Here is a 26,166-nt window from a genome sequence, read left to right on the forward strand (position 1 = left end):
AGAGTCTTTTCGTTCCGTACAAAAGTAGTTTACAACCCGAGGGCCTTCATCCTACACGCGGCATTGCTGGATCAGGCTTTCGCCCATTGTCCAAAATTCCCCACTGCTGCCTCCCGTAGGAGTCTGGGCCGTGTCTCAGTCCCAGTGTGGCTGGTCGTCCTCTCAGACCAGCTACAGATCGTCGGCTTGGTAAGCTTTTATCCCACCAACTACCTAATCTGCCATCAGCCGCTCTAGTAGCGCAAGGCCCGAAGGTCCCCTGCTTTCATCCTTAGATCTCATGCGGTATTAGCTACTCTTTCGAGTAGTTATCCCCCACTACTAGGCACGTTCCGATGTGTTACTCACCCGTTCGCCACTCGTCAGCATCCGAAGACCTGTTACCGTTCGACTTGCATGTGTAAAGCATGCCGCCAGCGTTCAATCTGAGCCAGGATCAAACTCTATAGTTCGATCTTGAATTTAAAGTCTCTCGACTACTCACTCACTTGACGGAATCAAGAAGATAAATCTTCCTCATTACTGTTTTTGTGAGCGCTTGTTTTGCTCCGAAGAACATATGGCAATCGCCACCAAACGCCCACGCTTATCGGCTGTTAATTTTTAAAGACCTAACCCAAGAGCCTGAGCCCCTAGATCTACTCCGCCGCGATCAGCGAAGCCTTGTATTGTAGCACAGCTTTTTGAACTGTTTGACAAAGTTTTCAGCGTTTCCGCCAGCCCCCTTGTCAGCACCTCAAAAAAACAAACCTTGCGAACCGCCCTCTTTCGAGTCTGGCAGCTTTGCAAGGCATCGTGCTGTCGATAGACGCTATTGTATAGGCGTTTTCCCGAGGCGTCACGCAGTTGGCGAAAATTTCTGATTGGACAGCATCTGCATGACCTACCGATGACGGTGCGAAGCTGGGGCAGCAGCAGATTCAGCGCCTGCCAGCGCCGATCCCCCTGCAACCGGGCCGCCGTTGGCGCGCACCCGATAATGGCGCCAACATGGCATTGATTACCTTATTAGACGCGCAACTGGCCTTTGGCCACGTTGCCTTACTGGACCACGCAGACTTCGCCCTGGAGTCCCAGGAGCGGGTTGGCCTCATTGGCCGCAATGGCGCAGGCAAGTCTTCGCTGCTGAAGATTCTGGCGGGCATGGAGAAGGCCGATGACGGCAATCTGCAATTGCAGAACGGCTTGCGCATCGCCTATGTGGCCCAGGAACCCAACCTGAACCTGGAGCACACGGTCTTTGAAGCGGCCTCGGACGGCCTGGCGGAAGTGACCGCCATCCGTGACCGCTACTTTGCCGCCGAAGACGGCGAGGACCTGGATGCACTGCAGTCCCAAATCGAGGCCTTTGATGCCTGGAACTGGGAGCAGCGCGTGGAAGAAACCCTGCAGCGCCTGCACCTGGACCCACAAGCGGTCGTCGGCAACCTCTCAGGCGGTGTGAAAAAGCGCGTGGCCCTGGCCCAGGCGCTGGTGCTGCGCCCCGATGTGCTGTTTCTCGATGAACCAACCAACCACCTGGATCTGGACTCCATCGCTTGGCTGGAAGACCTGCTCAAGGAGTTCAAGGGCAGCATCATTACTATTACCCACGATCGCTCCTTTCTGGATGCGATTGCGACCCGCATTGTCGAGCTGGACCGTGGCCAGTTGCGCAGCTACCCCGGCAACTTTGCGCAGTACGTCGTGCAAAAGCAGGAGCAGTTGGCGCAAGAGTCGGTGATCAATGCCAAGGCCGACAAGCTGTTGGCCCAGGAAGAGATCTGGATCCGCAAGGGCGTCGAAGCCCGCCGCACGCGCAGCCAGAGCCGGATCGAGCGGCTCAAGGTGATGCGCAACGAGCATGCCGCACGCCGCACCGCCCAGGGCAGTGTGAAGATGGACATTGCCTCGGGCACGGGCAGTGCCTACCAGGGCAAGATCGTTGCCGAGCTGACCGATGTCAGCAAGCGTTTTGGCGACCGGACCATTGTGCGCAACTTCAGCACCACGGTGCTGCGCGGCGACAAGATCGGTCTGCTCGGCCCCAATGGTGCGGGCAAAACCACCTTGCTGAAGATGATTCTGGGCGAGCTGGCCGCAGACAGCGGCACGATCCGCCAGGGCGCCAATCTGCAGGTGGCCTATTTTGACCAGATGCGCGATGCCATCAATCTGGATGCGACCCTGGAAGACTTCATCAGCCCGGGCAGCGAATGGATCGAGATTGGCAACCAGCGCAAGCATGTGAAAAGCTACCTGAGCGATTTCCTGTTCTCGCCTGCACGCGCGCACTCGCCAGTGCGCTCCCTCTCTGGTGGCGAGCGCAACCGCTTGCTGCTGGCCCGCTTGTTTGCCCGCCCCGCCAATGTGCTGGTGCTCGATGAACCCACCAATGACCTGGACATCGACACCCTGGACCTGCTGGAAGACCTGCTGCAGCAGTACGACGGCACTGTCTTCCTGGTCAGCCATGACCGGACCTTTTTGGACAATGTCGTCACCAGCATCATCGCCGCCGAAGGCGATGGCCATTGGCGCGAGTACGAAGGCTCGGTGCAGGACTGGCTGATCCAGTCGCGCCGCTCGCGTGAGATTGCCGAGCAGCGCGATGCTGCGCAAGCCAGCAAGAAGGCCAAAGAAACCAAGGCCGCTGCAGCCGCCCCCGCCCCCGCGCCGGCGCCCGCTGCGGCAGCCGTACCCAGCGCACAGCCCAAGCGCAAGCTGAGCTACAAGGACCAGCGCGACTTGGATACCTTGCCGGCCCGCATTGCCGAGCTGGAAGCCGAGCAAAAGGACATCCAGGCCAAGCTGGCCGATGGCAGCCTCTACACCAAGGACTACGGCCAGGCGATGCAGTTGCAGCAGCGCGATGCGGCCCTCGAAGAGCAGCTGCTCGAAGCCTTGATGCGCTGGGAAGAGCTGGCCAGCTGATCCGGCGCCGCGCTGCGCTGCTCCCTCAGCGGCTCAGCGCGGCATGGGTTCGGCCTGCGCAAACTCGGCACGCACCCGCTGGTAGACACGCCAGAAGCTCGGGTCCTGCGTACAGGCATAGTTGATGCGCATCAGGGTGGACGGCTGGCGGCTGGCATGAAAGAGGCTGCCCGGCGCAATCAGGTAGTTTTCATCGAGCATGCGCTGGGCCAGCACCTCGGTATCCATGCCGGTATCCACCCAGCCGAACATGCCCGCGGGCTCGGTGACAAAGCGGCAACCGGACTCCAGCGCCAGCGGCACGCTGTGCTTGCGGGCCTGCACCAGATGGCTGCGCATGCGCTCGATATGGCGGCGCAGCTGGCCGTTTTCCATGCACAGCGCCATCGCGCGCTCCATCAGCGCCGGGCTGGTCAAGGTCGACAGCAGCTTGGTGTCCAGCATGCGGTCCACCAGATCGGGCGGCGCCACCATATAGCCCACGCGCCAGTTGGGCGCCAATATCTTGGCAAAGCCACTCACATAGATGCTGCGCTTCAAGCCATCGAGCACGCTGAGCCGCGTGGCATGTTCGGGCGCGATATGGCTGTAGGTGTCGTCCTCGACGATATAGAAATTGAAGGCCTGCGCCAGCTGCAGCACCTGGTGGGCGGCTGCCGGATGCAGGCTGTAGCTGGTGGGGTTGTGCAGCACGCTGACGCTGACATAGAGCTTGGGCGCATGGGTCTCACAGTAATGGCGCATGACGGCCAGATCCGGGCCATCGGGCCCGCGCGGCACCGGCAGCACCTGCATGCCCAGCGCTGCCAGCCGGGCAAACTCCACCGACCAACCAGGCTCCTCCACCATCACCGCATCGCCCGCCTTCAGCAAGGTGCGGCTGACAATATCCAGGCCCTGGGTCGCGCCCATCGTGGTCATCACCTGCTCCACCCCCACCGGCAAGCCCAGCGCCTTGAGGCGATCCGTCAGCAGCGCGCGCAGCAGCTCATCGCCCATGGGCGCGCCGTAGCTCCAGTGCATGGCATGCAGTGCGTCCGAGCCCACGACCTTGCGCAGCGCCGATTGCAAAAACTGGTTCTGCAGCCATTCGGGCGGGAACATGCCCGCCCCCGGCTGCGGGTGCGTGGCCTTGTGCATCATGCCCCGGATCAGCGAGGTGGCATTGATGCGCGCAGAGGCCGCTGGTAGCGACAGCGACACCGCATCCTTCAAGGTCTTGTCCTTGGCCACCGGCGGCACCGCAGGTGCGGTGACCACGGCCTTGGCGACATAGTCGCGCACATAAAAGCCGCGCTGGCGGCGCGCCTCCACCAAGCCCTGGGCCTGCAGCAAGTCATAGGCCGCCACCACGGTATAGGGGCTCACGCTTTGCTGGGCAGCGCAGGCCCGCACCGACGGCAGGCGCGCGCCGGCCGGTAACAGGCGCGAGCGGATGCGTTCGGCAAAGCGCGCCGCCAGTTGCTCGGTCAGGGTATGGGTGGTATCGCGGGTCAGCATGGCAAAAGACTGAGATGTACTGGTTTTGGCACCAATACAGTTCATGGTATTGATTTTCTGTCTGTACTGTAACTGTATTGCTATCAACGCTACATTATTTTTTGGCCAGCCTGGCCCAGAGGACCAGACTGTCCCCGCCGCAACCGGCCCGCGCCTTCGCGCCACCGGAATGCCGCAGCGGCAGGGCATGATGGGATCCCCCAAGGGCCGTAGATACGATCACCATGACAACGACCATGACCGCCGTAGAGTTCAGCGCATTTCTGGTACTGGCCACGGCCATGAGCTTTACCCCCGGGCCCAACACCACGATGGCCGCAGCCATGGGCGCCAACTGGGGGCTCAAACCCGCGATGCGCTTTGTCTGGGGCGTGCCCCTTGGCTGGGGCGCCCTGCTGCTGCTTTGCGCCAGCGGCGTGGGCGCGCTGGTGATGGCAGCGCCCGCCCTCAAAGGTGCTATCAAGGCGGTCGGCATTGTGTACCTGGTCTGGCTGGCCTACAAGCTCAGCCGCAGCGGCCGGTTGGCTGAGGCCCAAAACGGCCATCTGCTCGGTTTTTGGCAGGCCGTGGGCTTGCAGTTCGTCAACGTCAAGGCCTGGCTGTTGGCGTTGGCCATTGTCGCGGGTTGGATTGTCGGCTTTCAGGATGCGCTGATGCGCCTGGCCATTGTGCTGCCGGTGATGCTGTTTTACGCCTTTGCCAGCAACTTTCTCTATGCCTCGGTCGGTGCGCTGCTGCGCAGGTGGCTGGCCCAGGGCCAGCGTCTGCTCTGGTTCAACCGGGCCATGGCGCTGATCCTGGTGCTGACGGCGGCATGGATGGTCAAGGCCTGAGCCTGCAGGTAACAAAGTCTGTGCCGATGCCCGCAAGCCCTCTACCCATCAGACAATGAAAGCCTCTCTGGCAGGCCCGAGATAAGGCCTGCCCCGCAAAGAATCATGCAGGCCAAAAGCCTGCCGGCAGAGGCCGCCCGCCGTGTGCCATCCCAGACGCCCGGCCCCTGCCCATACTCCAACCTACGGTGGCGCTGCGCTGCATCCACCCCGGCCAGGGCGCTGTCGCCCCGGCCACCTGCAATGAGATGAGGAAATGATGACGAACTGGACCCTGGCCAAACGCGCCGCCAGCATGAACCCCTCGGTGATCCGCGAGATCCTGAAAGTGACTGAGAAGCCCGGCATCATCAGCCTGGCCGGTGGCTTGCCATCGCCCAAGACCTTCCCGATCGCGGCCTTCAAGGAAGCGGCGGACAAGGTGCTGCTGCAAGACGGCGCCTCCGCGCTGCAATACGCCGCCAGCGAAGGCTATGCGCCGTTGCGCGAGTTTGTGGCCAAACAGCTGCCTTGGGACGTCAGCCCCGACCAGGTGCTGATCACCACCGGCTCCCAGCAGGGCCTGGATTTGATGGGCAAGATCCTGCTCGACGAGGGCAGCCGCCTGCTGGTGGAGACCCCCACCTATCTGGGCGCCCTGCAGGCCTTTTCCCCCCAGCAACCCCAGGTGGTGGGCGTGGACAGCGATGACCAGGGCGTGATCCCCGATGACCTGGTGCGCAAAGCCGGAGAAGGCGCGGACAAGGCGCGCATGGTCTACCTGCTGCCCAACTTCCAGAACCCGACCGGCCGCAGCATGGACGACGCCCGCCGCCAGGCCGTGGTGGACCGCCTGGCCAGCTTGGGTATTCCGTTTCTGGAAGATAACCCCTACGGCGACCTCTGGTACGACCAGGCGCCCCCTGCCCCGCTGACCGCCCGCAACCCCGAGGGCGGCGTGTACCTGGGCTCCTTCTCCAAGGTGCTGGCACCCGGCCTGCGCCTGGGTTATGTGGTGGCGCCCAAGGCCGTCTACACCAAGCTGCTGCAGGCCAAGCAGGCGGCCGATCTGCACACGCCCACCTTCAACCAGCGCATGGTGGCCGAGGTGGTGCAAAGCGGCTTTCTGGACCAGCATGTGCCCACCATCCGCGCGCTCTACAAAAAGCAGCGCGATGCGATGCTGGCCGCGCTGGCTGAGCATTTCGCGGACCTGGATGTGCAGTGGACCACGCCGACCGGCGGCATGTTCCTCTGGCTGCGCATGCCCGAAGGCATTGATACGGTCGCCATGCTGCCCGCCGCCGTCGAGCGCAATGTGGCCTATGTGCCCGGCAGCGCCTTCTATGCCAGCCAGCCCGACAACCGCACGATGCGCCTGTCCTATGTGACGGCCTCGGAAGAGCAGATCCATATCGCCATCCAGGCGCTGGCCGATACCGTGCGTGCCAGCTTGGCCGCGCGATAAGCCAGCTGGCCTGATCGCCAGAGCGCCGGTCCGCATGGCAGGCACTCTGGCCACACCACCACGCAGCCCGCCTGTGCGCGGGCCGCGCGCCAATACCAAGGAAGAGACATGCTGAAAATCTGGGGCCGCATCAGCTCGATCAATGTGCGCAAGGCCGTCTGGGCCGCGCAGGAAGTGGGCGTTGCCTTTGAGCGCATAGACACCGGCGGCAAGTTCGGCGGCACGCAGACGCCGGAGTACCTGGCCCGCAACCCCAATGCCATGGTACCGGCCATCGAAGACGGCGAAGGCGCCATGCAGCTGACCCTGTTCGAGTCCAATGTGATCGTGCGCTACCTCTGCGCCCGCTACTCGCCCGGCGTGCTCTACCCGGCAGCGCTGGCCCAGCGCTTTGACGCCGAGCGCTGGATGGACTGGCAGCAAACGACGATGAACCCCGCCGGGCGCGATGCCTTTATCCAGCTGATCCGCACCGCCCCCGCGCAGCGCGATGCGCAAAAGATTGCCGCCTCCATCGCCGCGATGGAGCCCTTGCTGCAACTGCTGGACCGCCATCTGGCCAGCCACCCCTACTTGCAAGGCGCGCAGTTCGGCATGGCCGATATCCCCATCGCCTGCGAAGTGCACCGCTGGTGGAACCTGCCCGCCGCCGCCTACCAGCGGCCCCACTACCCGCATGTGGAGCGCTGGTTTGCCGCGATGCTGGCCCGCCCGGCCAGCCGGGGCGTGCTGGATATCACGATCGAATAAGCGCCGCCCAGCCCGCTCCCCGCAGCGCGCCACAACGGCGCGCCATGCTCTTTTTTGCCCAGCAAGACCCAACCACCATGCAGCCACGCCGCTTTGCCCAGCTCGATGTATTTGCCGACCATGCCCTGCAGGGCAATGCGCTGGCCGTGGTGCTTGATGGCGAGGGCCTCAGCGACGCGGCGATGCTGGACTTTGCGCGCTGGACCAATCTGTCCGAAACCACCTTTGTGCTGCCGCCCACGGCCGAGGGGGCCGCCGCTGGCGCCGATTACCGCTTGCGCATCTTCACCCCGGCAGGCGAGCTGGCCTTTGCCGGCCACCCAACCTTGGGCAGTTGCCAGGCCTGGCTCAACGCCGGCGGCAGGCCACGCCAGGCGCAGCGGGTGGTGCAGGAATGCGCCAAGGGCCTGGTCAGCATCCAGCGCTCGCCCTCTGCGAGCAGCATCGACCGGGAAGGCCTGGAAGGCTTGGCTTTTGCCGCGCCACCGCTGCAGCGCAGCGAGGTACCTGCCGGTGTGCAGGCGCAGGTGCTGGCCGCATTGGCCCTGAAGGCCAATGATCTGGTCGCCGCGCAGTGGCTGGACAATGGATCGCGCTGGATGGGTGTGCTGCTGCGCGATACGGCGGTGCTGCCACGCGCCCAGCCCAACGCGGCCGCGCTGCGGGCGCTGGGCGTCAAGGCCGGCCTCTGCGCCATCCAAACACCCAGCAGCGGCGCGATGGCGGCAGAACCTGTGCTGGAAGTGCGTGGCATCACCTTGACCGCCCACGGCATTGCCGAAGACCCGGCCACCGGCAGCCTCAATGCCAGCCTGGCCCAGTGGCTCAGCGCGGCCGGCCATATCGCTCTGCCCTACTGCGTGCAGCAAGGGGCGGCCATCGGCCGCGCCGGCCGCATGCGCCTGACGGCCGATGCGCAGGGCCAGATCTGGGTGCAGGGGCGGGTACACAGCGTGGTCACCGGCCAAGTCGTTCTCTGAATACCGAAGAAAGGAAGCTCTTATGCGTACACGTGCCTTTATGCAGGTCGATGTGTTTTCCGAAACCGCCTACCGAGGCAACCCGCTGGCCGTGGTGCTCGATGGCGAAGGCCTGAGCGACGAGGCCATGCAGGCCTTTGCCCGCTGGACCAACCTGTCCGAAACCACCTTTTTGCTGCCGCCCACAACCCAGGGCCGCGCCCAGGGTGCGGACTACCGGGTGCGCATCTTCACCCCCGGCGGCGAGCTGCCTTTTGCCGGCCACCCCACCTTGGGCAGCTGCCACGCCTGGCTGGCAGCCGGCGGCCAGCCGCAGCAGGCCGGCCGCGTGGTGCAGGAATGCGCCAAGGGCCTGGTGCCCTTGCAGCAAGACGCGCGCAATGGCCGGCTGGCCTTTGCCGCACCCTCGCTCAGCCGCAGTGCCATCAGCGCTGCCGAGCTGGCCCCGGTGCTGCAGTCCATCGGGCTGCAGGCAGACCAGGTGCTGGCCAGCCAAAAACTCAACAACGGCCCCGTTTTCTGGGCCCTGCTGCTGGATGACCCCGACACCGTGCTTGCGATCCAGCCCGACCTGACGGCGCTGCATGGCCTGGGCATGGAATTGGCCGTGGCCGCGCTGTACCCGCAAGCGGGCAAGGCGCTGATCGGCCGCGCCAGCCGCGAGGCGCGAGCCTTTGACGGCGCCACAGGCCAGGCCAGCCGCCCACCGGAGGCCGATATCGAGGTGCGCGTCTGGTTCAACACCGGCACCAGCCTCAGCGAAGACCCGATCACCGGCAGCCTCAATGCCAGCCTGGCCCAGTGGCTGCTGGCCGAGGACCATCTGCAGGCCCCCTATGTCGCCAGTCAGGGCATCAACCTGGACCGCAGCGGCATCGTCAACATCGCGCAGGATGCGGCGGGCCAGGTCTGGGTGGGCGGCCATGTGTCGGCCGGTATCCGCGGCGAGGTGCTGCTGTGAGCCAGGCCGGACTGGACCACCTCGTCGTCATGGCGGCCAGCCTGGACGAAGGCCTGGCCTGGTGCGAGGCGAGCTTGGGCGTGACGCCCGATGCGGGTGGCCAGCATGCCTTCATGGGCACCCACAACCGCCTGCTGCGCATCAGCAGCCCGGCCTTTGCCGCCAGCTACCTGGAGATCATCGCGATCGACCCGCAAGGCCAGGCGCCTAGCGGCCACCGCCGCTGGTTTGACATGGACGATGCCGCGCTGCAGGCCCAGGTGCGCCGCCAGGGCCCGCAACTGACCCACTGGGTCGCGCGCGTCAACGGCATCGGCCAGGCCACCGAGGCCTTGCGCGCGCTCGGCCATGCCGCTGGCACGCCCCAGGCCGCCAGCCGGCAAACACCCCGGGGCCTGCTGGCCTGGCAGATTGGGCTGCGCCCCGATGGCCAGCGCCTGCTCCAAGGCCTGCTGCCCACCTTGATTGAATGGGGGGAGCAGCACCCGGAAGCCAGCATGGCGGACAAGGGCGTTGCACTGCAGCAGCTGCAACTGCTGCACCCCGATGCCCCAGCCCTGCACACAGCACTGCACGCCCTGGGCCTGGGCAGCCACCCGGCCTTGCAGGTGGACCATGCCGCCACGCCGGCGCTGGTCGCACATTTGCACACGCCCAAAGGGCAGGTGCAGCTGCGCAGCCCTCTCTGACCCGCCCTTCAACGCACCCCTCTTTTTGACCTATGCAAGCCATCTCCCTGCCCAGCCTCGCCGAGATCGAGGCCGCCTCCCGCATCGTCTACCGTGAGTTCCAGGCCACGCCGCAGTACCGCTGGCAGTTGCTGGGCGAACGCCTGGGGGTCGAGTGCTGGCTCAAGCACGAGAACCACACGCCCGTCGGTGCCTTCAAGATCCGGGGCGGTCTGTCTTACTTTGCGCAGATGGCAGCGCGCGGCACCTTGCCCGCGCAGGTGATCAGCGCCACGCGTGGCAACCATGGCCAGAGCATTGCCTGGGCCGCGCGCAGCCATAGCGTGCGCTGCACCATCGTCGTGCCCCATGGCAATTCGGTCGAGAAGAACATGGCGATGCGCTCGCTAGGCGCGGAGTTGATCGAGCACGGCGACGACTTCCAATCCGCCCGCGAGCATGCGATGGCGCTGGCCGAGCACAGCGGTGCCCACATGGTGCCCAGCTACCACCCGGACCTGGTCAGTGGCGTCAGCACCTACTGGTGGGAGTTTTTACGCGCCGTGCCGCATTTGCAGACCGTCTATGTGCCCATTGGCCTGGGTTCGGGCGCCTGCGCTGCGGTGGCCGCCAAGCTGGCCCTGCAGCACCCGGTGCGCATTGTCGGCGTGATCAGCACCGGCGCCACCACCTACCGCGACTCCATCGCTGCCGGTGAAGTGGTCGAGGCGGTGGTCAGCACCGAGATTGCCGATGGCATGGCCGTGCGCCGCGCCGACCCGCTCGCCCTGCCCGTGCTGCGCCAGCACCTGGACCACCTGGTGGCCGTCAGCGACGACGAGGTGCGCGCAGCGATGCGCTACCTGTTCACCGACACCCACAATGTGGCCGAAGGCGCCGGTGCCGCTGCACTGGCAGCCGCGCTGCAGGAGCGCGAGCTGATCGCCGGCCAGACCATTGGCCTGGCACTGACCGGCGGCAATGTGGATGCGGCCGTGTTCAGCCAGGTGCTGGCCGGCTGATTCTGCGCCTGTAAGGCATCAGCGCGGCGGCACCGTCCACGCCAGCTGGTGGATCTCCTGCAGCAGCAAGGCCAGTTGCTGGGCCGCTGCCTCGACCACCGCCCGGCCTTTGTCTGCCGTGGCGCCTGCGGCATTGCCAACGGCACCGCAGGGGTTGTAGTCCTCCATCGCCCAGCCCATCTTGGCGCTCTTGCCATTGCCCACAATCGCAAAGCGCCGCGCCCGGTCCTGCGACGTGGAATGGAAGCAACCCGCCAGCGCCATGTCCACCTGCGCGGGTGCAAGGTGCAGCATCATCGAGGTTTCCACTTCGCCGCCATGGATGCCAAAGCGGTGCTCCTCGGCGCTGAACAGGCCTGTGACTTCGGCCGGCAGCGGCAGGCCGCCCCAGCTGCTGCTGTAGACCAGCATGCCATGGGCGATGCGCAGCTCGCGCGCGACGATATCCATCACCGCGACCTGCCCACCATGGGTGTTGAACATCAGCAGCTTGCGGATGCCCGCACGCGCCACCGCCTGGCCCAGCGCCGTCCACAGGTCGATGATGAGCTTGGGCGGCAGGCTCAGGGTGCCGGGAAAGTTCAGGTGCTCGGTGCTCAGGCCCACGTTCTGCGCCGGCAGCACCAGCACCGGCACATTGGCCGGCAGCAGCGGCAGGGCCGCCGCCACAATACCTTCCAGCAAAGTGGCATCGACGGACACCGGCAAATGTGGGCCATGTTGCTCCACCGCACCAACGGGCAGCACTGCCACCGTGCTGGCCGCCAGGCCGCTGGTCTGCGCCTGGGCAAATTCGCGCGTGCTGATATCTGCCCACCAGCGCGAGGACCAGGTGGCGACAGCAGGGTTTTCAGAGGCGGGCATGGGCATTCCAACAAACAGGCGGCACACCATGTGCCGGCGCAGCAGCTATCTTAGGCCATGCAGCTCAACCTAAGCCGTCTTGAGCCGGCGGTACAAGGTCTGCCGGCTGATGCCCAGCAGCCTGGCCGCCTGCGACACATTGCCCCGGCATTGCTGCAGCATCTGCGCGATGGCGGTGTGGGAGAGGGTTTTCAGATCGGTGGCCGGCAGGCTGGGCGGCTGCGCTTGCGCGGCCAAAGCGGCCACCGCCATCGGCGCGCCTTCGCGGTAGCGCAGCAGCTCCTGCGCCAGGTCATCGGAGAGCTGCGACCAGCCAATGGTGTCCTCGCCGGGCAGCAGCAGCGCCGATGCGGTCTGCAGCGCATTGGCGTATTCGCGCAGATTGCCGGGCCAGGGGTAGTGCGCCATCGCAAAGGCCAGATCGGGGTGCAAGCGCACCGTCTGGCCGGGGTTGAACTGCTCCAGCAAACGGCGGGTGATGGCCTCGCGGTCGCTGCGCTCGCGCAGCGCGGGCAACTGCAAGGCCAGGCCATTGATGCGGTAGAACAGATCGGCCCGAAAGCGCCCCTGCGCCACCGCTTCGCGCAGCTGGTGGTGGGTGGCGCAGACCAGCGCAAAATCGAGCTGCTGGGCCTTGCCGCCCCCCAGCGGGGTGATGCTGCGCTCCTGCAGCACACGCAGCAAACGGGTTTGCAGCGCCAGCGGCATATCGCCGATTTCATCGAGAAACAGCGTGCCGCCCTGGGCCTCGCGCAGGCGGCCCAGCTGGCCATCGCGCCGGGCGCCGGTAAAGGCACCTGACTCATAGCCAAACAGCTCGGCCTCGATCAAATGCTCCGGAATCGCCGCGCAGTTGATGGCGACAAAAGGCGCGGCATGGCGCGCGCTGCTGTCGTGCAGCGCGCGGGCAAACAGCTCCTTGCCCACGCCCGATTCGCCCTGCACCAGCAAGGCAATGCCCTTGCCCCAGGTGCGCCGGCCGCGCTCTGCGGCTGCGCGCCAGCCCGGGTCGCCAGTGTCCAGCTGGGCCAGCGCATCAGGCGCTGACGGCTGGGGCACGGCCACGAGCGGCGCCCGGCCCGGCCGATCGCCTGGCAGCGCACGCGGTACAGTGGCCACCGGCGCGGTCTGTGCCGCCTGGGGCAGCACCAGGCGCGCAAACACGCTGCGGCCGGTGTGCAAGGCCGCCAGATGCAGGCGCTCGGTCTGGGTGGGGCCCCGGGCCAGCCAGTCGCGCAGCGGCATCGCGCTGATATCGTCCCAGTGCAGATGGCCCCAGTCGGCGGCAGCGATCTTGAGGCTTTGCATGGCGGTGCGGTTGCCGCCCAGCAGCAAGCCATCGGGCGCCAGCGCCAGAATGCCTTCACCGGCTGTGCCCACCCCTTCGGCCTGGGTGTGGAAATGCATGCGCCAATCGCGCTGGTGGCGTGCCAGCAGCCAGCGGTTTTCGATCATGCGGGCAGCGGTGGTGGCCAGCCCCAAGGTATGGGCCTGGGCCAGGCGCTGGTCGCCGGAGATATCGAGCACGCCCAGCAGCTGGCCCTGGGCGCTGAAGATGGGCGAGGCTGCGCAGTTCAAAAAACTGTTGGCCTCCAGAAAGTGCTCCGCGCCTTCGACGCGCAGCGGCGTGGCTTCCACCAGCGCCGTGCCAATCGCATTCGTGCCGCGCGCCTCTTCGGTCCAGATCGCGCCACTGCGCAGCGCCACGCGCTCGGCCTTGTTCAGGAAAGGGGCATCGCCCAAGGTGTGCAGCAAGGTGCTTTGGGCGTTGGCCAGGATGACCATGCTGTGGCTGTCCTGGATCTGCTCGAACACATAGTCCATCACCGGCCGGGCAATGGCGAGCAGGTCTTCGCTGCGCGTGAGCACCTGGCGCATTTCGGAGCCGGTGAGCGGGTCACCGCCAGACCCCCGGCCGACCGGCTGCACCCCCGCGCGCAGGCTGCGCTGCCAGGAGCTGGCAATGCGCGCCTGCACGGCCCCGGGCGGGCATTCACCATGTGCCAACAAATGCACCCGTGCCTGGCGCAGCACCTGGGAGGTGATCTGGGGATCCATGTTGTCTCCTTGCAAGCCTGTCTGCGCAGGCCCATGGGGACAGTATAGGAAAGCGGCCGCGTGGGGTCGCCGTGAATAGCCATGCCGCTGTCCGACTGTTCCAGATTGGAACACCTGCCTTGTCCAGCGCTGTTCCATCCGCTGTCCGGGCTTCACAGCAAGCTCAAACAAATCAACCACTTGGCACGAAATCAGGCCTGGCATGCATCTTGATATATCTGGTGTGACTCGTGCCTTTTCCTGCTTGCATCCGGCACGAATCAGCTTGCGATATCCATTTCCAAGGAGACACACCATGCAATACGTATTTCCCGGCCAATCGGGCGCCAAGATCAGCTACAAAAAGCAGTACAACAACTTCATTGGTGGCCAGTGGAAGGCGCCCGTCAAAGGCCAGTACTTTGATGTGATCTCGCCGATCAACGGCCAGGTCTACACACAGGCCGCACGCTCGACCGCCGAAGATGTGGAGCTGGCACTGGATGCCGCCCATGCCGCGGCCGACGCCTGGGGCAAGAAGTCGGCGACCGAGCGCTCCAATGTGCTGCTGCAGATTGCCGACCGCATCGACGCGAATACCGAACTGCTGGCCTACGCCGAGACCGTGGACAACGGCAAGGCGATCCGCGAGACGCTCAATGCCGACATTCCGCTGTCGGCCGACCACTTCCGCTACTTTGCCGGCGCGCTGCGGGCGCAGGAAGGCGGCATCAGCGAGATCGACAACACGACGGTGGCCTACCACTACCACGAGCCGCTGGGCGTCGTCGGCCAGATCATTCCCTGGAACTTCCCCATCCTGATGGCTGCCTGGAAGCTGGCCCCCGCCATTGCTGCGGGCAACTGCGTGGTGCTCAAGCCCGCAGAATCCACCCCCATCAGCCTGCTGATCCTCATCGAGTTGATCGAAGACCTGCTGCCCGCCGGCGTGCTCAACGTGGTCAACGGCTATGGCCGTGAGGCCGGCATGCCGCTGGCCAACAGCAAGCGCATCGCCAAGATTGCCTTTACCGGCTCGACCAGCACCGGCCGCGTCATCGCCCAGGCTGCTGCCAACAACCTGATCCCCGCAACGCTCGAGCTGGGCGGCAAGTCGCCCAATGTGTTCTTTGCTGATGTGATGGACCAGGACGACGCCTTCCTCGACAAGGCGATCGAAGGCCTGGTGCTGTTCGCCTTCAACCAGGGCGAGGTCTGCACCTGCCCCAGCCGCGCGCTGATCCATGAGTCCATCTATGACCGCTTCATGGAAAAGGTGCTCAAGCGCATTGCCGCCATCAAGCACGGCAACCCGCTGGACACCGACAGCATGATGGGTGCGCAGGCCAGCAAGGAGCAGCTGATCAAGATCAGCAGCTACCTGGACCTGGGCCGCCAGGAAGGCGCCGAGGTGCTGATCGGCGGCGCCGAAGCCAAGCTCGGCGGCGATCTGGACGGCGGCTACTATGTGCAGCCCACGGTGTTCAAGGGCCACAACAAGATGCGCATCTTCCAGGAAGAGATCTTTGGCCCGGTGCTGGCTGTCACCACCTTCAAGACCGAAGAAGAAGCGCTGGAGCTGGCCAACGACACCTTGTACGGCCTGGGCGCAGGTGTGTGGACGCGCAATGGCAACCTGGCCTACCGCATGGGCCGCGCGATCAAGGCCGGCCGCGTCTGGACCAACTGCTACCACCACTACCCCGCCCATGCTGCCTTTGGCGGCTACAAAGAGTCCGGCATCGGCCGTGAGAACCACAAGATGATGCTCAACCACTACCAGCAGACCAAGAATCTGTTGGTGTCCTACTCCGAAAACAAGCTGGGCTTCTTCTAATAGAACGGTGTGCTGGGCGGTGTGCCCGGCCCAGGGTGCCATGGTGCTTTGGGCTGGGGCCACGCACACCGGTCTGTGCAAATCCCCCCCTACCGGCAGGCATGGCCCATGCCTTGCCTGCCATCACCGGAGACAGCAACATGGTTGTGGAAAAAGTGGTGGCCACGCCGGCCGCGCAAGCGCTGATTGCCTTGCTCAAAGACAAGCATGGCCCCGGCCTGATGTTTCACCAATCGGGCGGCTGCTGCGACAACAGCGCGGCCAACTGCTATTTGCTCGGCGAGCTGACCATTGGCCAGGGCGATGTCTATCTGGGCGATATAGGCGGTTGCCCGTTTTACATGAGCACCTCCCAGTATGCGTACTGGAAGCACACCCAGCTGATCATCGATGTGATCGACACCCATGGCGGCGGCACCTTCTCGCTCGAAGGGCCCGAAGGCAAGGCCTTCCATACGCGCTCGCGCGTCTTCAGCGACGAGGAGTTGGCGGCACTGCAGCAACAGGACGCACAAGGCATTGCAAACAATGCGCAGTGCTAGGCCATGGCAAGCGTTGCGCCTACTGCACAACCATGGTGCAAAATAGAAATATTCTTTTTTATTCAATAACTTAATTAATAACCATGGATGCAGACTGGTGAAATTGTTGCAATGCAGCATTCTTGCAAGCTCTCTACAATTTCCACTCTACCAACCCCACAGTGGAAGCCATGACTGCCCAACACACTACCCAAGCCAAGGTCCAGAATCTGGCCACCAAAAGCCTGGAGCTCAGCTTGGCTGCTCCCCAGGTGGTCGCACAGCGCGTCGGCCGCATGATGCTCGCGGGCTCCCAGCCCTCGGCCCGCGACCAGCAGGAGTTCTACCGCATGGGCAACGAGAAGGTCGCCGCCTTCTACGAATCCTGGATCGGCATGTGGACCCAGGCCTGCACGGCCTACTGGCAGACCGCCGCCAGCCTGTACACGGCCCCCGGGCTGCTCACCCCCAGCAGCAGCAACCCGCTCGCAGCCTTTGGCGTGGGCAAGGCCACTTCGCGCATGGTCACGCAGCAGGTACGGGCCGTCACCGATGTGCTCAATGCCGGCATCACACCCGTCCACGCCAAGGCGGTGAGCAACGCCAAGCGGCTCTCGCGCAGCAAGCGCTAAACCGGCTTCTCACCTATTGCTGCGCCTGGTTGCGCTGCAGTGCCCACATGCCCGCATAGCGCGCGCCCAGCGCCAGCAGCTGTGCATGGGTGCCGCGCTCCACAATGCGGCCGGCGTCCATCACCAAAATCTCATGCGCATCCACCACGGTGGACAGGCGGTGGGCAATCACCAAGGTGGTCTTGCCCTGTGCGGCCTTTTGCAGCTCCTGCTGGATGGCGCGCTCGTTGGCCGAGTCCAGCGCCGAGGTGGCCTCGTCAAAGATGAGGATCGGCGGGTTCTTCAGCAAGGTGCGGGCAATGGCCACGCGCTGCTTTTCGCCGCCTGACAGTTTGAGCCCACGCTCGCCCACCCGGGTGGCATAGCCTTCGGGTGAGGCGGCGATCATCGTGTGGATACGCGCGGCCTGCGCGGCCTGCACGACCTCCTCTTGCGAGGCGCAGGGCCGGCCATAGGCGATGTTGTAGGCGACGGTGTCGTTGAACAGCACGGTGTCCTGCGGCACGATGCCGATGGCGCGGCGCAGGCTGTCCTGCGTCAGATCGCGGATGTCCTGGCCGGCGATGCGGATGGCGCCCGACTGCACATCGTAAAAACGAAAGATCAGCCGCGCCAAGGTGGATTTGCCAGCGCCCGAGGGGCCCACCACGGCGACGGTCTTGCCGGCAGGCACGACAAAGCTCAGGCCCTGCAAAATGGGGCGGCCGGGGTGGTAGGCAAAATACACGTCGTCAAAACGCAGCTCGGGCTCGGCCTGCAGCGTCAGCGGCTGGGCGGTCGGGGCATCGGCCACTTCGCGCTGCTGGTCCATCAGCACAAACATGCGGTCCAGGTCGGTCAGGCTTTGCTTGATCTCGCGGTACAGGGTGCCCAGAAAATTGAGCGGAATGTACAGCTGGATCATGAAGGCATTGATCATCACCAGATCGCCCAGACTCAGCCTGCCATCGACGACGCCCTGGGTGGCGCGCCACAGCATGGCCACCAAGGCCACGGCAATGATCAGCTGCTGGCCGCTGTTGAGCAGGCTCAGGCTGCTTTGGCTCTTGAGGCGCGAGCGGCGCAGTTTTTCCAGATCGCCGTCATAGCGCTGGGCTTCGAAGGCCTCGTTGTTGAAGTACTTCACGGTCTCGTAGTTCAGCAGCGAGTCAATGGCCTTGCTGTGCGCCGAGGAGTCGATCAGGTTGGCCTCGCGCCGAAAATGCGTGCGCCACTGGGTGACCACGACGGTGAACGTGATGTAGACCGTGAGCGCCACGATGGTGATGATGGCAAACCAGATATCGAACTGCACGGCCAGGATGCCCAGCACCAGCGCCAGCTCGATCAAGGTGGGTACGATGCTGTAGAGCGAGTACGAGATGAGCGACTCGACGCCTTTGACGCCGCGCTCGATGTCGCGCGTCATGCCGCCGGTCTGGCGCTCGAGGTGAAAGCGCAGGCTCATCGCATGCAGGTGCTCAAAGGTCTGCAGCGCAATTGCGCGCGCGGCGCCCTGCGTGGCCTTGGAGAACACCAGCTCGCGCAGCTCGCCAAATACCGACGTCAAAAGCCGCAGGCCCCCATAGGCCAGCAGCAGGCCCACCGGCACCACCAGCAAGGCCTGGGGCTGGCCGGGCCGGATATCGAGCGCATCGACCACATGCTTGAGCAGCACCGGCACCCCGACATTGGCCACCTTGGCCCCCACCATCAGCACCAGGGCAGCCAGCACGCGCCACTTGTAGGTCCAGAGATAGGGCAGGAGCCGCTTCAAGGTACGGCCGTCGCCAGCGGTCAGATTTTTTCCATCACTAGGGGTAGGGCTTGTGGCGGCGGGCGCCTCGGCATAACGTCGCATCGGAGACAATGGTGGGTTTGTTATAGACCTCCATTGTGACCATGAATACCCCACGCACCGCATCCAACGCGCTTCCCCAGGACAAAGAGCTGGTTTTGCGCGTGGTTCCCATGCCTGCCGACTGCAATGCCAACGGCGATATCTTTGGCGGCTGGGTCATGTCGCAGGTGGACCTGGGCGGCTCGGTGCTGCCGCTACGCCACTCGCGCGGCCGCACCGTCACCGTGGCGGTCAATGAATTCATCTTCAAGCAGCCCGTGCGCGTGGGCGATATCCTGTCGTTCTACGCCAAGCTGGTGCGCGTGGGCACGACGTCGATGACGGTCCAGGTCGAGGTGTTTGCCGAGCGCCTGTCCAAGCAAGGCCAGTTCTTCAAGGTGACCGAGGCGACCTTGACCTATGTCGCCATCGACGACGAAGGCCACCCCCGCACCGTGCCTCCGCTGCCGGTCTGACCGGCCACGGGCCAGCGACCGGCCTAAAAACACCAAAGCCGCTGCAACGCAAACCTGCGCTGCAGCGGCTTTTTCACAAGCGGGAGGCCGGGGCCTCAGCGATCAAGCCAGGCTTTCGGCCGGCTTTTCCGTCTTGGTAGCGGTGGTGCTGGCGGCCACGGGCTTGCGCGTGCTGTTGGAGCACTCGATCTCGCCGGTCAGTTGGCCGCCTTCTTCGATGATGACCTTGCCGTAGCGGATCTTGCCATGCACACGGCCGCTGCCAAAAATCACCAGCTTGTCGCGCACGGTCAGGTTGCCTTCGAATTCACCATGGATCTCGGCAATGTCGATTTCCGCCGAGCCACGGAAGGCGCCTTCTGCAGTGATCTGGATCACGCGCGAATCCATCGTGGCCTCGACCGTGCCTTCCACCACCAAGGTGTCGCAATCGGTGATCTCAACGCCCTTGAGCTTGATATTGGGGCCAACAGTCAGTTTGCTGCCGGTGCCGGCGGTGGTATCAGTGGTCACAGTGCTGGTATAGGAGGAGGTAGGAGAAGGGTTGCTGGGCTCATCGGCCTTGTGGCCGCTCAGGTTGCCGCCGAGCACGGAGCTGGCAGAGCCCGCTGCGGTGCTGGGCAAGGTGCTGCCCGATGTACTGGAGGCATTGCCTCCCATGAACTTGGAGGCGGAAGAGTCATTGTCACGGCGTCCGCCGAAAAAAGGGTTTTGTACAGCCATCGGTTCTCCTTGTGAAAAGCTTCTACATGCTATTCAATTTATAGCTAGGGTGTTCACAAAATTTGACACTAGTCGTAACAGGCGGCAACTATGGCGGCCTTTCCTATCAATATTTTCATCGGTCGGACAAATCTCACATTTCCCAACATCGCAACAGTGCCGCCAGCCCGCATCAGGACACGATATAGGCCGCCGTGGCCGTGGCCAGCACCTGGCCGCTGCTGTCGCAAAAGTCAGACCGCGTCGTCGCCACGCGTGAGCCCAAGCGCAGCACCCGGGCCTGCAGCCCAAAGGGGCCATGGGTTCCAGGGCGCAGGTAGTCGACCCGCAAATCAATGGTGCCCAGCTTGGCAAAGCGCATCAGGCGCTGCATCACCGGCTCACCCACATGCTTGGCGCCGGAGGCCGCCATCACCGCGATGCCGCCCAGCGCATCCAAGCTGGCACTGATAACGCCGCCATGCACGCGCTGCAGACCAAAGTGGCCGATCAGTTCATTGCGCATCTCCAGGCTGGCCCAGACCGCGTCGTCCTGCACGTTCTGGAGCTTGAGCCCCAGGAGCTTGTTGAAGACGATGCGCTCTTCAAAAATGTCGCGCAGGCCTTCGACATAGGCGTTATCCAGGCCCTGCATAGAGACATAGGCTGGTGCTTCGAGGTGCGGGGTGGGCAAGGTGGCGGTGCTCATCCACCGCAGTATGCAGTCAAGCGCCCGGCACGGCAATCGCAGATTCTGCTGGGATGCCACTGCGCCATGCGCTAGACTGCGCGCAAATACAGCCCATCTATGCCTGACACCCTGCCCCCCGCTCCGCCCACCGCCCGCACGGCGCCCCGGCCGCCCTTGCGCCTGAGCTGCGTGGTGCCCGCCTATAACGAAGCCAGCAACCTGGAAGCCTTTCTGCCCTCCTTGTACGAGACGGTGCGTGCGCTGTCCGTCGATTGCGAGATCGTGCTGGTCAACGATGGCAGCAAGGATGCGACCGACGAGGTGGCCCAGCGCCTGGGCCAGCAGCTGCCGCTGCACTACATCCAGCTGGCGCGCAATTTTGGCAAGGAAGCGGCGATGACGGCCGGGCTCGACTATGCACGCGGCAATGCGGTGCTGTTGATCGATGCGGACTTTCAGCACCCGCTGCCGCTGATTGCCGAGATGGTGCAGCTCTGGCAGAGCGGCTATGACATGGTCTATGGCGTGATTGCCGACCGTGCCGGCGAGGCCAAGGCCAAGCGCTGGGGCACCTGGCTGTTCTACTACCTGATGAACCGCGACAACGCCGTGCATATCCCCGAGAACGCGGGTGACTTCCGGCTCATGGACCGCAAGGTGGTTGATGCGCTGCGCCAGCTGCCCGAGCGCAACCGTTTCATGAAGGGCCTGTACGCCTGGGTCGGCTTCAAGAGCGTGGCGCTGCCCTTTGTGCCCGACAGCCGGCGCAGCGGCCAGTCCAGCTTCAATTTTCACCGGCTCTTCGCGCTGGCCTTCCAGGGGCTGACCTCGTTCACCACCTTGCCGCTGCGCATCTGGAGCCTGGTGGGCTTTTGCATCTCGGTGATGGCCATCATCTACGGCATCTACATCACCATCGAGACCATCGTGCTGGACAACCCCATCGACGGCTGGCCGACCTTGGCCGCCGGCCTGATGCTGTTCTCCGGCGTGCAGCTGATGTCCATCGGCATGCTGGGCGAGTACATCGGCCGCATCTATGACGAGGTCAAGCGCCGGCCTTTGTACATCGTGGCGAACAACGACGACCGCAGCCCCGTGAGCAGCGAGCCCGCTGCCCCGCCGCATGTGCCCGCATCCGCCACCGCGCCAGCACCGGTCGCGCCGATGCCACCGGAGTCCTGAGCTTGCGGATCGCTGCTGCGCTCGAGCGCCTGCGCAGGATGCCCCAGGGCCTGCAGTTTATTGCCGTGGGCGGCTCGGCAGCAGCCACGCATTTGCTGGTGGTGCTGCTCTTGGTGGGCAGCACAGGCATGGCGCCGCTGCTGGCCAATGTACTGGCTTTTCTGGTCGCCTTTGTGGTCAGCTACAGCGGCCACGCCTGGCTGACCTTTGCCGATAAAAAGGCGCCGCATGCCCAGGCGCTGCCGCGCTTCTTTCTGGTCGCCTGCAGCTCCTTCGCCCTCAATGAACTGCTGTACTACCTGGCACTGCACCAGCTGCACTGGCACTATGCCTGGAGCCTGGTCGCGGTGCTGGTCGTCGTGGCGGTATTCACCTTTGCCGCGGCCAAATGCTGGGCCTTTGCCCACGCTGCGCCGCACTGAGCACCATGAAACACATCACCCTCTGCGCCGACGATTTTGCGCTGCACCCGGCTGTCGACGCCGCCGTGCTGGAGCTGGCGGCGCTGGGCCGCCTCTCGGCCACCAGCTGCATGACCACGGCGCCGGGCTGGCGCAACGCGGCGCGCGCCTTGCCGGCTGTGCGCGGCCAGCTGGACCTGGGCCTGCATTTCAACCTGACCGAAGGCCATGGCCTAGCGCCCGATACCCCCATCACGCGCATTCTCAGCCAGGCCTATACCGCCCGGCTGTCTGCCGCTGCGCTGCGCGATGCCTGGCGCCGCCAGCTCGATGCCTTTGAGGATGCGTTGGGCATGCCGCCCGTCTATGTGGATGGCCACCAGCATGTGCACCAGCTGCCCGGCGTGCGCAAAGCGATGCTGGCTGAACTTGAAGCGCGCTATGGCGCAGCGGCGCGGCAGATCTGGATCCGCTCCACGGCCCCTGCAGGCGCTTTGCGCTGGCAGGCCAAATCGGCCACGATTGCGCTTCTGGGCGGCTGGCGCCTCAGCCACCAGCTGCAGCGCCAGCACTGGGCGACGAACCGGGGCTTTGCGGGCGTCTATGGTTTTGATGCGCCGACGCAAGACGCCTATGGCGGCCTGATGGCGCAATGGCTGGCCGAATGCCAAGACGGCAGCTTGTTGATGTGCCACCCAGCGCAAACGCCGATGCCAGACGACGCCATTGGCCAGCAGCGGCCGGTGGAATGGGCCTATCTGCGCTCGGCTGCGTTTGGCGCGCTGCTGGCAGCGCAGGGCTGCCGCATTGGCAAGCTGGCCCCTGGCAAGGGCGCCCAAGCAGCGATCACAGACCGCTGAAGTTGGGCTTGCGCTTTTCCATAAAGGCCTGCATCGCCTCTTTGGCAGCGGGCTGCTGCAGCAGATCGGCAAACACACGGCCTTCTTCGGCGATGCGCGACTGAACGGCCGCCATCTGGCCGCTCTTGAGCAGGCGCTTGCTGGCCATCAGCGAGGCCAGCGGCTTGGCGGCCAGCTTGGCGGCTTGCGCCTGGGCAATGGTGTTGCATTCGGTCGGTGGCACCACGCGGTTGACCAGGCCCACTTCCAGTGCCGCCTCGGCCATGAAGGGGTCGCCCAGCAGCAAGGCTTCGCAGGCGCGCTGGTGGCCCATCAGCTGCGGCAGCAGCAGGCTGGATGCGCCTTCAGGGCAGAAGCCCAGGTTGACGAAGGGCAGCGAGAACATCGCGTTGTCACCGGCATAGACCAGGTCGCAGTGCAGCAGCATCGTCGTGCCAATGCCCACGGCCGGGCCGCAGACGGCCGCGACGATGGGCTTGGGGAAGGCCGCCAACGCCTGCAGGAACTGGAACGGCGGCGCATTGTCATCGGGCTTGGGGCCATGGAGGAAGTCGCCCAGGTCGTTGCCGGCGGTGAACACCGAGGCATCACCCTGGAACAGCACCACGCGCACCTCGGCGCTGCTGGCGGCCTGCTGCAAGATCTCTGCCAGGGCCAGGTACATGGCACCGGTCAACGAGTTCTTCTTGGCCACCCGGTTGAAGGTGATGGTGCAGATGCCCGCTTCGGCCAGCACCCGGATATCGTCGCAGGAGGATTGGATCGTCATAACAGTCTCTCAAAAAAGGGGTCGGTGCCGGGCCCAGGCCACGGCGAACACCGAAGACGCTGGCATGCTAACCGGATTTGGCGCGCCTTATTCCTTGTAGTAGACCAGCTGGTGGCTGGTGGCCAGCAAAACGCCCTGGGGCGACCAGATCTGCGCGGTCTGGTCAAAAAAACCATCCCGAAAGCCCTGGCCCTGGGCCTGGGCCAGCACTGGCTGGCTGCCGACTGCGGCCAGTTGCTCGGCACTGGCATGCACATAGACCGTCAAGGACACGGTGCCCACCGGCACGCGCTTGGCACGGCGCAGCCAGATGCGGGGAAAGAAGACATCGCACAGCGAGGTGAGCGCCGGCACATCGAGCGGGCGCGGGGGCTCGTCACTGACCCACATGCGAGTCAGACTCGGGCTGCTCGCGCCGTCCCACGCCGTCGGATAGCCGCCCAGCAGCGGACGGATGTTGTAGCGGTTCAGCCATTCCACGCGGAAATCGGTGGTGTAGCGCTCCACCGTGCTGGAAGGCGGCACCTCGGGCATCGCGTACTCGTCATCCGACCAGGTATCGCGCGCCACTGCGGTCATCGCGGTCGCGGTGGTCGTGGTGGACCACTGGCCCTCGGCGTCTTGCTCGCGCAAGGTGATGATCCAGTGCTGGGTGCTGCGGTTGGTGCGGGCCGGGATGGCTTCGATCACATAAGGCTGCTCGCCCACGGCACCGGCGTAGTTCACGGTGACCGCCACCAGGTCCCCCAGGCGCTGCGGGTGCTGCAGCACGGCCTGGGCCACTTGGGCTGCTGTTATGCCGCCATAGGGCCCGACCATGTTCCAGTAGTCCTGGCTGGCCTGCGCCGCGTACTGGTTCTGGCCGGTCGCTTCCATGGCCATGGCACGGTCAAAGGCATGGCGTTCGCTGGGGGTGGAGAGTTCACTCATTCGGACATCTTTCGCAGAAATTTTCGAATCCGCTGAAAACGCCATGTGCCCGTACCAAGCCTTTCAAGACCTGTCTTGCAGTTGCATTTTCTGCCACCCGACATTAGCAGCCAACGGCATCTGTTGCAGCCCAGTGGGCGACAGATACCGTGGCCAGCGCCGGCTTAGACGCGCTCCAGAATGCCCGCCGCGCCCTGCCCCATGCCCACGCACATGGTCACCATGCCGTATTTGAGCTTGTTGCGCTGCAGCGCATGCACGACGGTGGCCGCGCGGATGGCGCCCGTCGCGCCCAGCGGGTGGCCCAGCGCAATCGCGCCGCCCATGGGGTTGACCTTGGCCGGGTCCATACCCAGCTGCTGCATGACGGCCAGCGACTGCGCGGCAAAGGCCTCGTTCAGCTCGATCCAGTCGATATCCTGCAAGGACAGGCCGGCATGGCGCAGCGCCACCGGGATCGCCTCGATCGGGCCGATGCCCATGATCTCGGGCGGCACGCCCTTGCTGGCGTAGCTGACAAAGCGCGCCAGCGGCGTCAGGTTGAAGCGCTTGAGCGCCGCCTCGCTCACCACCAGCAGCGCACCGGCGCCATCGCTGGTCTGCGAGCTGTTGCCGGCAGTGACCGAGCCGCGCGCCGCAAACACGGTGCGCAGCTTGGCCAGGCCTTCGATCGAGGTGTCCGGGCGCGGGCCTTCATCGAGCTCCACCGTGCGCGAGCGGCTGACCGCCTCGCCCCGGGCGATGTCCACGCCCCGGTCGGTCACGGTGATCGGCGTGATCTCGGCGGCAAAATCCCCCGCCTGCTGCGCCGCCAGCGCGCGCTGGTGCGACTGCAGTGCAAAGGCATCCTGCGCATCGCGGCTCACCTTCCAGCGCTGCGCGACTTTCTCGGCCGTCAGGCCCATGCCGTAGGCAATGCCGACATCGCCTTCGCGCTCGAATATGGAGGGCGATAGCGACGGCGAGTTGCCCATCATCGGCACCATGCTCATGCTCTCGACACCGGCAGCGATCATCACATCGGCCTCACCCACGCGGATGCGGTCGGCCGCCATTTGCAAGGCCGTCAGGCCCGATGCGCAAAAGCGGTTGACGGTCACCCCGCCCACTCCTACCGGCAGCCCTGCCAGCACCGCGCTGATGCGTGCCACATTCAGGCCCTGCTGGGCTTCGGGGATCGCGCAGCCGCAGACCACATCCTCAATCGCCTGCGGGTCCAGCCCCGGCGCCTGCGCCAGCACGGCCTTCATCACCGTGGCCAGCAGATCGTCAGGGCGCATATTGCGCAGATAGCCTTTGTGCGACTTGCCAATCGGCGTGCGCGTCGCCGCAACGATGTAGGCGTCTTGAACTTGTTTACTCATGATG

24 protein-coding genes and 1 rRNA gene are annotated in these 26,166 nt (G+C 64.8%); 15 read left to right on the forward strand and 10 right to left on the reverse strand.

Going from position 1 to position 26,166, the window contains the following annotated elements:
• Positions 1 to 452, reverse strand: a 16S ribosomal RNA gene (locus tag WH367_RS16840); the annotation flags it as partial.
• Between the two features lie 538 nt (positions 453 to 990).
• Here WH367_RS16840 and abc-f point away from each other — a divergent pair.
• Positions 991 to 2,913, forward strand: coding sequence for a ribosomal protection-like ABC-F family protein (gene abc-f / locus WH367_RS16845; protein ID WP_339536981.1), 1,923 nt, complete (start codon positions 991 to 993; stop codon positions 2,911 to 2,913).
• 33 nt (positions 2,914 to 2,946) lie between these two features.
• Here abc-f and WH367_RS16850 read toward each other — a convergent pair whose 3' ends face one another.
• Positions 2,947 to 4,413 carry an aminotransferase-like domain-containing protein gene (locus tag WH367_RS16850; protein WP_339536982.1) on the reverse strand — a complete coding sequence of 489 codons (1,467 nt, stop codon included), beginning with the start codon at positions 4,411 to 4,413 and terminating at the stop codon, positions 2,947 to 2,949.
• A gap of 236 nt (positions 4,414 to 4,649) precedes the next feature.
• Between WH367_RS16850 and WH367_RS16855 the strand changes: the two genes are divergently transcribed.
• The 7 genes from WH367_RS16855 to WH367_RS16885 all read left to right on the forward strand — a co-directional run bounded on the left by WH367_RS16855 (position 4,650) and on the right by WH367_RS16885 (position 11,074).
• Entirely contained in the window at positions 4,650 to 5,246 is a 597-nt protein-coding gene (locus tag WH367_RS16855; protein WP_339537107.1) for a LysE family translocator, read from the forward strand.
• Positions 5,247 to 5,505: 259 nt separating this feature from the next.
• The gene (locus WH367_RS16860; RefSeq protein WP_339537108.1) at positions 5,506 to 6,693 is read left to right on the forward strand and encodes an aminotransferase-like domain-containing protein; all 1,188 of its coding nucleotides are present in this window, start codon (positions 5,506 to 5,508) and stop codon (positions 6,691 to 6,693) included.
• Positions 6,694 to 6,801: 108 nt separating this feature from the next.
• Positions 6,802 to 7,443 (forward strand): glutathione S-transferase, encoded by a 642-nt coding sequence (locus tag WH367_RS16865; RefSeq protein ID WP_021029021.1) that lies wholly within the window; start codon positions 6,802 to 6,804, stop codon positions 7,441 to 7,443.
• Positions 7,444 to 7,487: 44 nt separating this feature from the next.
• Positions 7,488 to 8,423, forward strand: a complete 936-nt coding sequence (locus WH367_RS16870) for a PhzF family phenazine biosynthesis protein (protein WP_339536983.1) — start codon at positions 7,488 to 7,490, stop codon at positions 8,421 to 8,423.
• Positions 8,424 to 8,445: 22 nt separating this feature from the next.
• Positions 8,446 to 9,384 carry a PhzF family phenazine biosynthesis protein gene (locus WH367_RS16875; RefSeq protein ID WP_339536984.1) on the forward strand — a complete coding sequence of 313 codons (939 nt, stop codon included), beginning with the start codon at positions 8,446 to 8,448 and terminating at the stop codon, positions 9,382 to 9,384.
• The gene (locus WH367_RS16880; protein WP_339536985.1) at positions 9,381 to 10,073 is read left to right on the forward strand and encodes a VOC family protein; all 693 of its coding nucleotides are present in this window, start codon (positions 9,381 to 9,383) and stop codon (positions 10,071 to 10,073) included. The genes WH367_RS16875 and WH367_RS16880 overlap by 4 nt, the downstream gene beginning before the upstream one ends.
• A gap of 32 nt (positions 10,074 to 10,105) precedes the next feature.
• Positions 10,106 to 11,074 carry a threonine dehydratase gene (locus WH367_RS16885; protein ID WP_339536986.1) on the forward strand — a complete coding sequence of 323 codons (969 nt, stop codon included), beginning with the start codon at positions 10,106 to 10,108 and terminating at the stop codon, positions 11,072 to 11,074.
• A gap of 18 nt (positions 11,075 to 11,092) precedes the next feature.
• Here the strand turns inward: WH367_RS16885 and WH367_RS16890 are convergent, their stop codons facing one another.
• Together WH367_RS16890 and WH367_RS16895 are read right to left on the reverse strand one after the other, a co-directional pair.
• The gene (locus WH367_RS16890) at positions 11,093 to 11,938 is read right to left on the reverse strand and encodes a creatininase family protein (protein WP_339536987.1); all 846 of its coding nucleotides are present in this window, start codon (positions 11,936 to 11,938) and stop codon (positions 11,093 to 11,095) included.
• A gap of 69 nt (positions 11,939 to 12,007) precedes the next feature.
• Positions 12,008 to 13,996 (reverse strand): sigma-54-dependent Fis family transcriptional regulator, encoded by a 1,989-nt coding sequence (locus WH367_RS16895; RefSeq protein ID WP_339536988.1) that lies wholly within the window; start codon positions 13,994 to 13,996, stop codon positions 12,008 to 12,010.
• Positions 13,997 to 14,291: 295 nt separating this feature from the next.
• On the opposite strand from WH367_RS16895, the gene exaC reads away from it, so the two are divergent.
• The 3 genes from exaC to WH367_RS16910 all read left to right on the forward strand — a co-directional run bounded on the left by exaC (position 14,292) and on the right by WH367_RS16910 (position 16,965).
• On the forward strand, positions 14,292 to 15,812 hold the full coding sequence (gene exaC, locus WH367_RS16900; protein ID WP_339536989.1) for an acetaldehyde dehydrogenase ExaC: 1,521 nt from the start codon (positions 14,292 to 14,294) through the stop codon (positions 15,810 to 15,812).
• 140 nt (positions 15,813 to 15,952) lie between these two features.
• Positions 15,953 to 16,354: a DUF779 domain-containing protein gene (locus WH367_RS16905; protein ID WP_339536990.1), complete on the forward strand. Its 402-nt coding sequence runs from the start codon at positions 15,953 to 15,955 to the stop codon at positions 16,352 to 16,354.
• Positions 16,355 to 16,524: 170 nt separating this feature from the next.
• Entirely contained in the window at positions 16,525 to 16,965 is a 441-nt protein-coding gene (locus WH367_RS16910; protein WP_021028938.1) for a polyhydroxyalkanoate granule-associated phasin, read from the forward strand.
• A 13-nt stretch (positions 16,966 to 16,978) separates the two neighbouring features.
• Here the strand turns inward: WH367_RS16910 and WH367_RS16915 are convergent, their stop codons facing one another.
• Entirely contained in the window at positions 16,979 to 18,805 is a 1,827-nt protein-coding gene (locus WH367_RS16915; RefSeq protein WP_339536991.1) for an ABCB family ABC transporter ATP-binding protein/permease, read from the reverse strand.
• Positions 18,806 to 18,846: 41 nt separating this feature from the next.
• On the opposite strand from WH367_RS16915, the gene WH367_RS16920 reads away from it, so the two are divergent.
• Entirely contained in the window at positions 18,847 to 19,260 is a 414-nt protein-coding gene (locus WH367_RS16920) for an acyl-CoA thioesterase (protein WP_021028940.1), read from the forward strand.
• Between the two features lie 102 nt (positions 19,261 to 19,362).
• Here the strand turns inward: WH367_RS16920 and WH367_RS16925 are convergent, their stop codons facing one another.
• Both WH367_RS16925 and WH367_RS16930 read right to left on the reverse strand, forming a co-directional pair.
• Positions 19,363 to 19,983, reverse strand: coding sequence for a bactofilin family protein (locus tag WH367_RS16925; protein WP_021028941.1), 621 nt, complete (start codon positions 19,981 to 19,983; stop codon positions 19,363 to 19,365).
• A 172-nt stretch (positions 19,984 to 20,155) separates the two neighbouring features.
• On the reverse strand, positions 20,156 to 20,617 hold the full coding sequence (locus WH367_RS16930; RefSeq protein WP_339537109.1) for a thioesterase family protein: 462 nt from the start codon (positions 20,615 to 20,617) through the stop codon (positions 20,156 to 20,158).
• A gap of 153 nt (positions 20,618 to 20,770) precedes the next feature.
• Between WH367_RS16930 and WH367_RS16935 the strand changes: the two genes are divergently transcribed.
• The 3 genes from WH367_RS16935 to WH367_RS16945 are packed head-to-tail and all read left to right on the forward strand — an operon-like array spanning position 20,771 to position 23,099.
• Positions 20,771 to 21,838: a glycosyltransferase family 2 protein gene (locus WH367_RS16935; RefSeq protein WP_339536992.1), complete on the forward strand. Its 1,068-nt coding sequence runs from the start codon at positions 20,771 to 20,773 to the stop codon at positions 21,836 to 21,838.
• 38 nt (positions 21,839 to 21,876) lie between these two features.
• Complete coding sequence (locus tag WH367_RS16940) at positions 21,877 to 22,260, forward strand: GtrA family protein (protein ID WP_445228126.1); 384 nt, start codon at positions 21,877 to 21,879, stop codon at positions 22,258 to 22,260.
• A 5-nt stretch (positions 22,261 to 22,265) separates the two neighbouring features.
• Positions 22,266 to 23,099, forward strand: a complete 834-nt coding sequence (locus WH367_RS16945; RefSeq protein ID WP_339536993.1) for a ChbG/HpnK family deacetylase — start codon at positions 22,266 to 22,268, stop codon at positions 23,097 to 23,099.
• Here the strand turns inward: WH367_RS16945 and WH367_RS16950 are convergent.
• From WH367_RS16950 to WH367_RS16960, 3 genes are all read right to left on the reverse strand, one after another.
• Positions 23,086 to 23,868, reverse strand: a complete 783-nt coding sequence (locus tag WH367_RS16950) for an enoyl-CoA hydratase (protein WP_021028946.1) — start codon at positions 23,866 to 23,868, stop codon at positions 23,086 to 23,088. The genes WH367_RS16945 and WH367_RS16950 overlap by 14 nt on opposite strands.
• An 87-nt stretch (positions 23,869 to 23,955) precedes the next feature.
• Complete coding sequence (locus tag WH367_RS16955) at positions 23,956 to 24,798, reverse strand: acyl-CoA thioesterase (protein ID WP_339536994.1); 843 nt, start codon at positions 24,796 to 24,798, stop codon at positions 23,956 to 23,958.
• Between the two features lie 164 nt (positions 24,799 to 24,962).
• Positions 24,963 to 26,162 (reverse strand): acetyl-CoA C-acyltransferase, encoded by a 1,200-nt coding sequence (locus WH367_RS16960; protein WP_339536995.1) that lies wholly within the window; start codon positions 26,160 to 26,162, stop codon positions 24,963 to 24,965.
• Between the last annotated feature and the right edge of the window lie 4 nt (positions 26,163 to 26,166).

The sequence above is a fragment of the Comamonas sp. MYb21 genome, from assembly GCF_037479395.1.
GTDB lineage: Bacteria > Pseudomonadota > Gammaproteobacteria > Burkholderiales > Burkholderiaceae_C > Comamonas.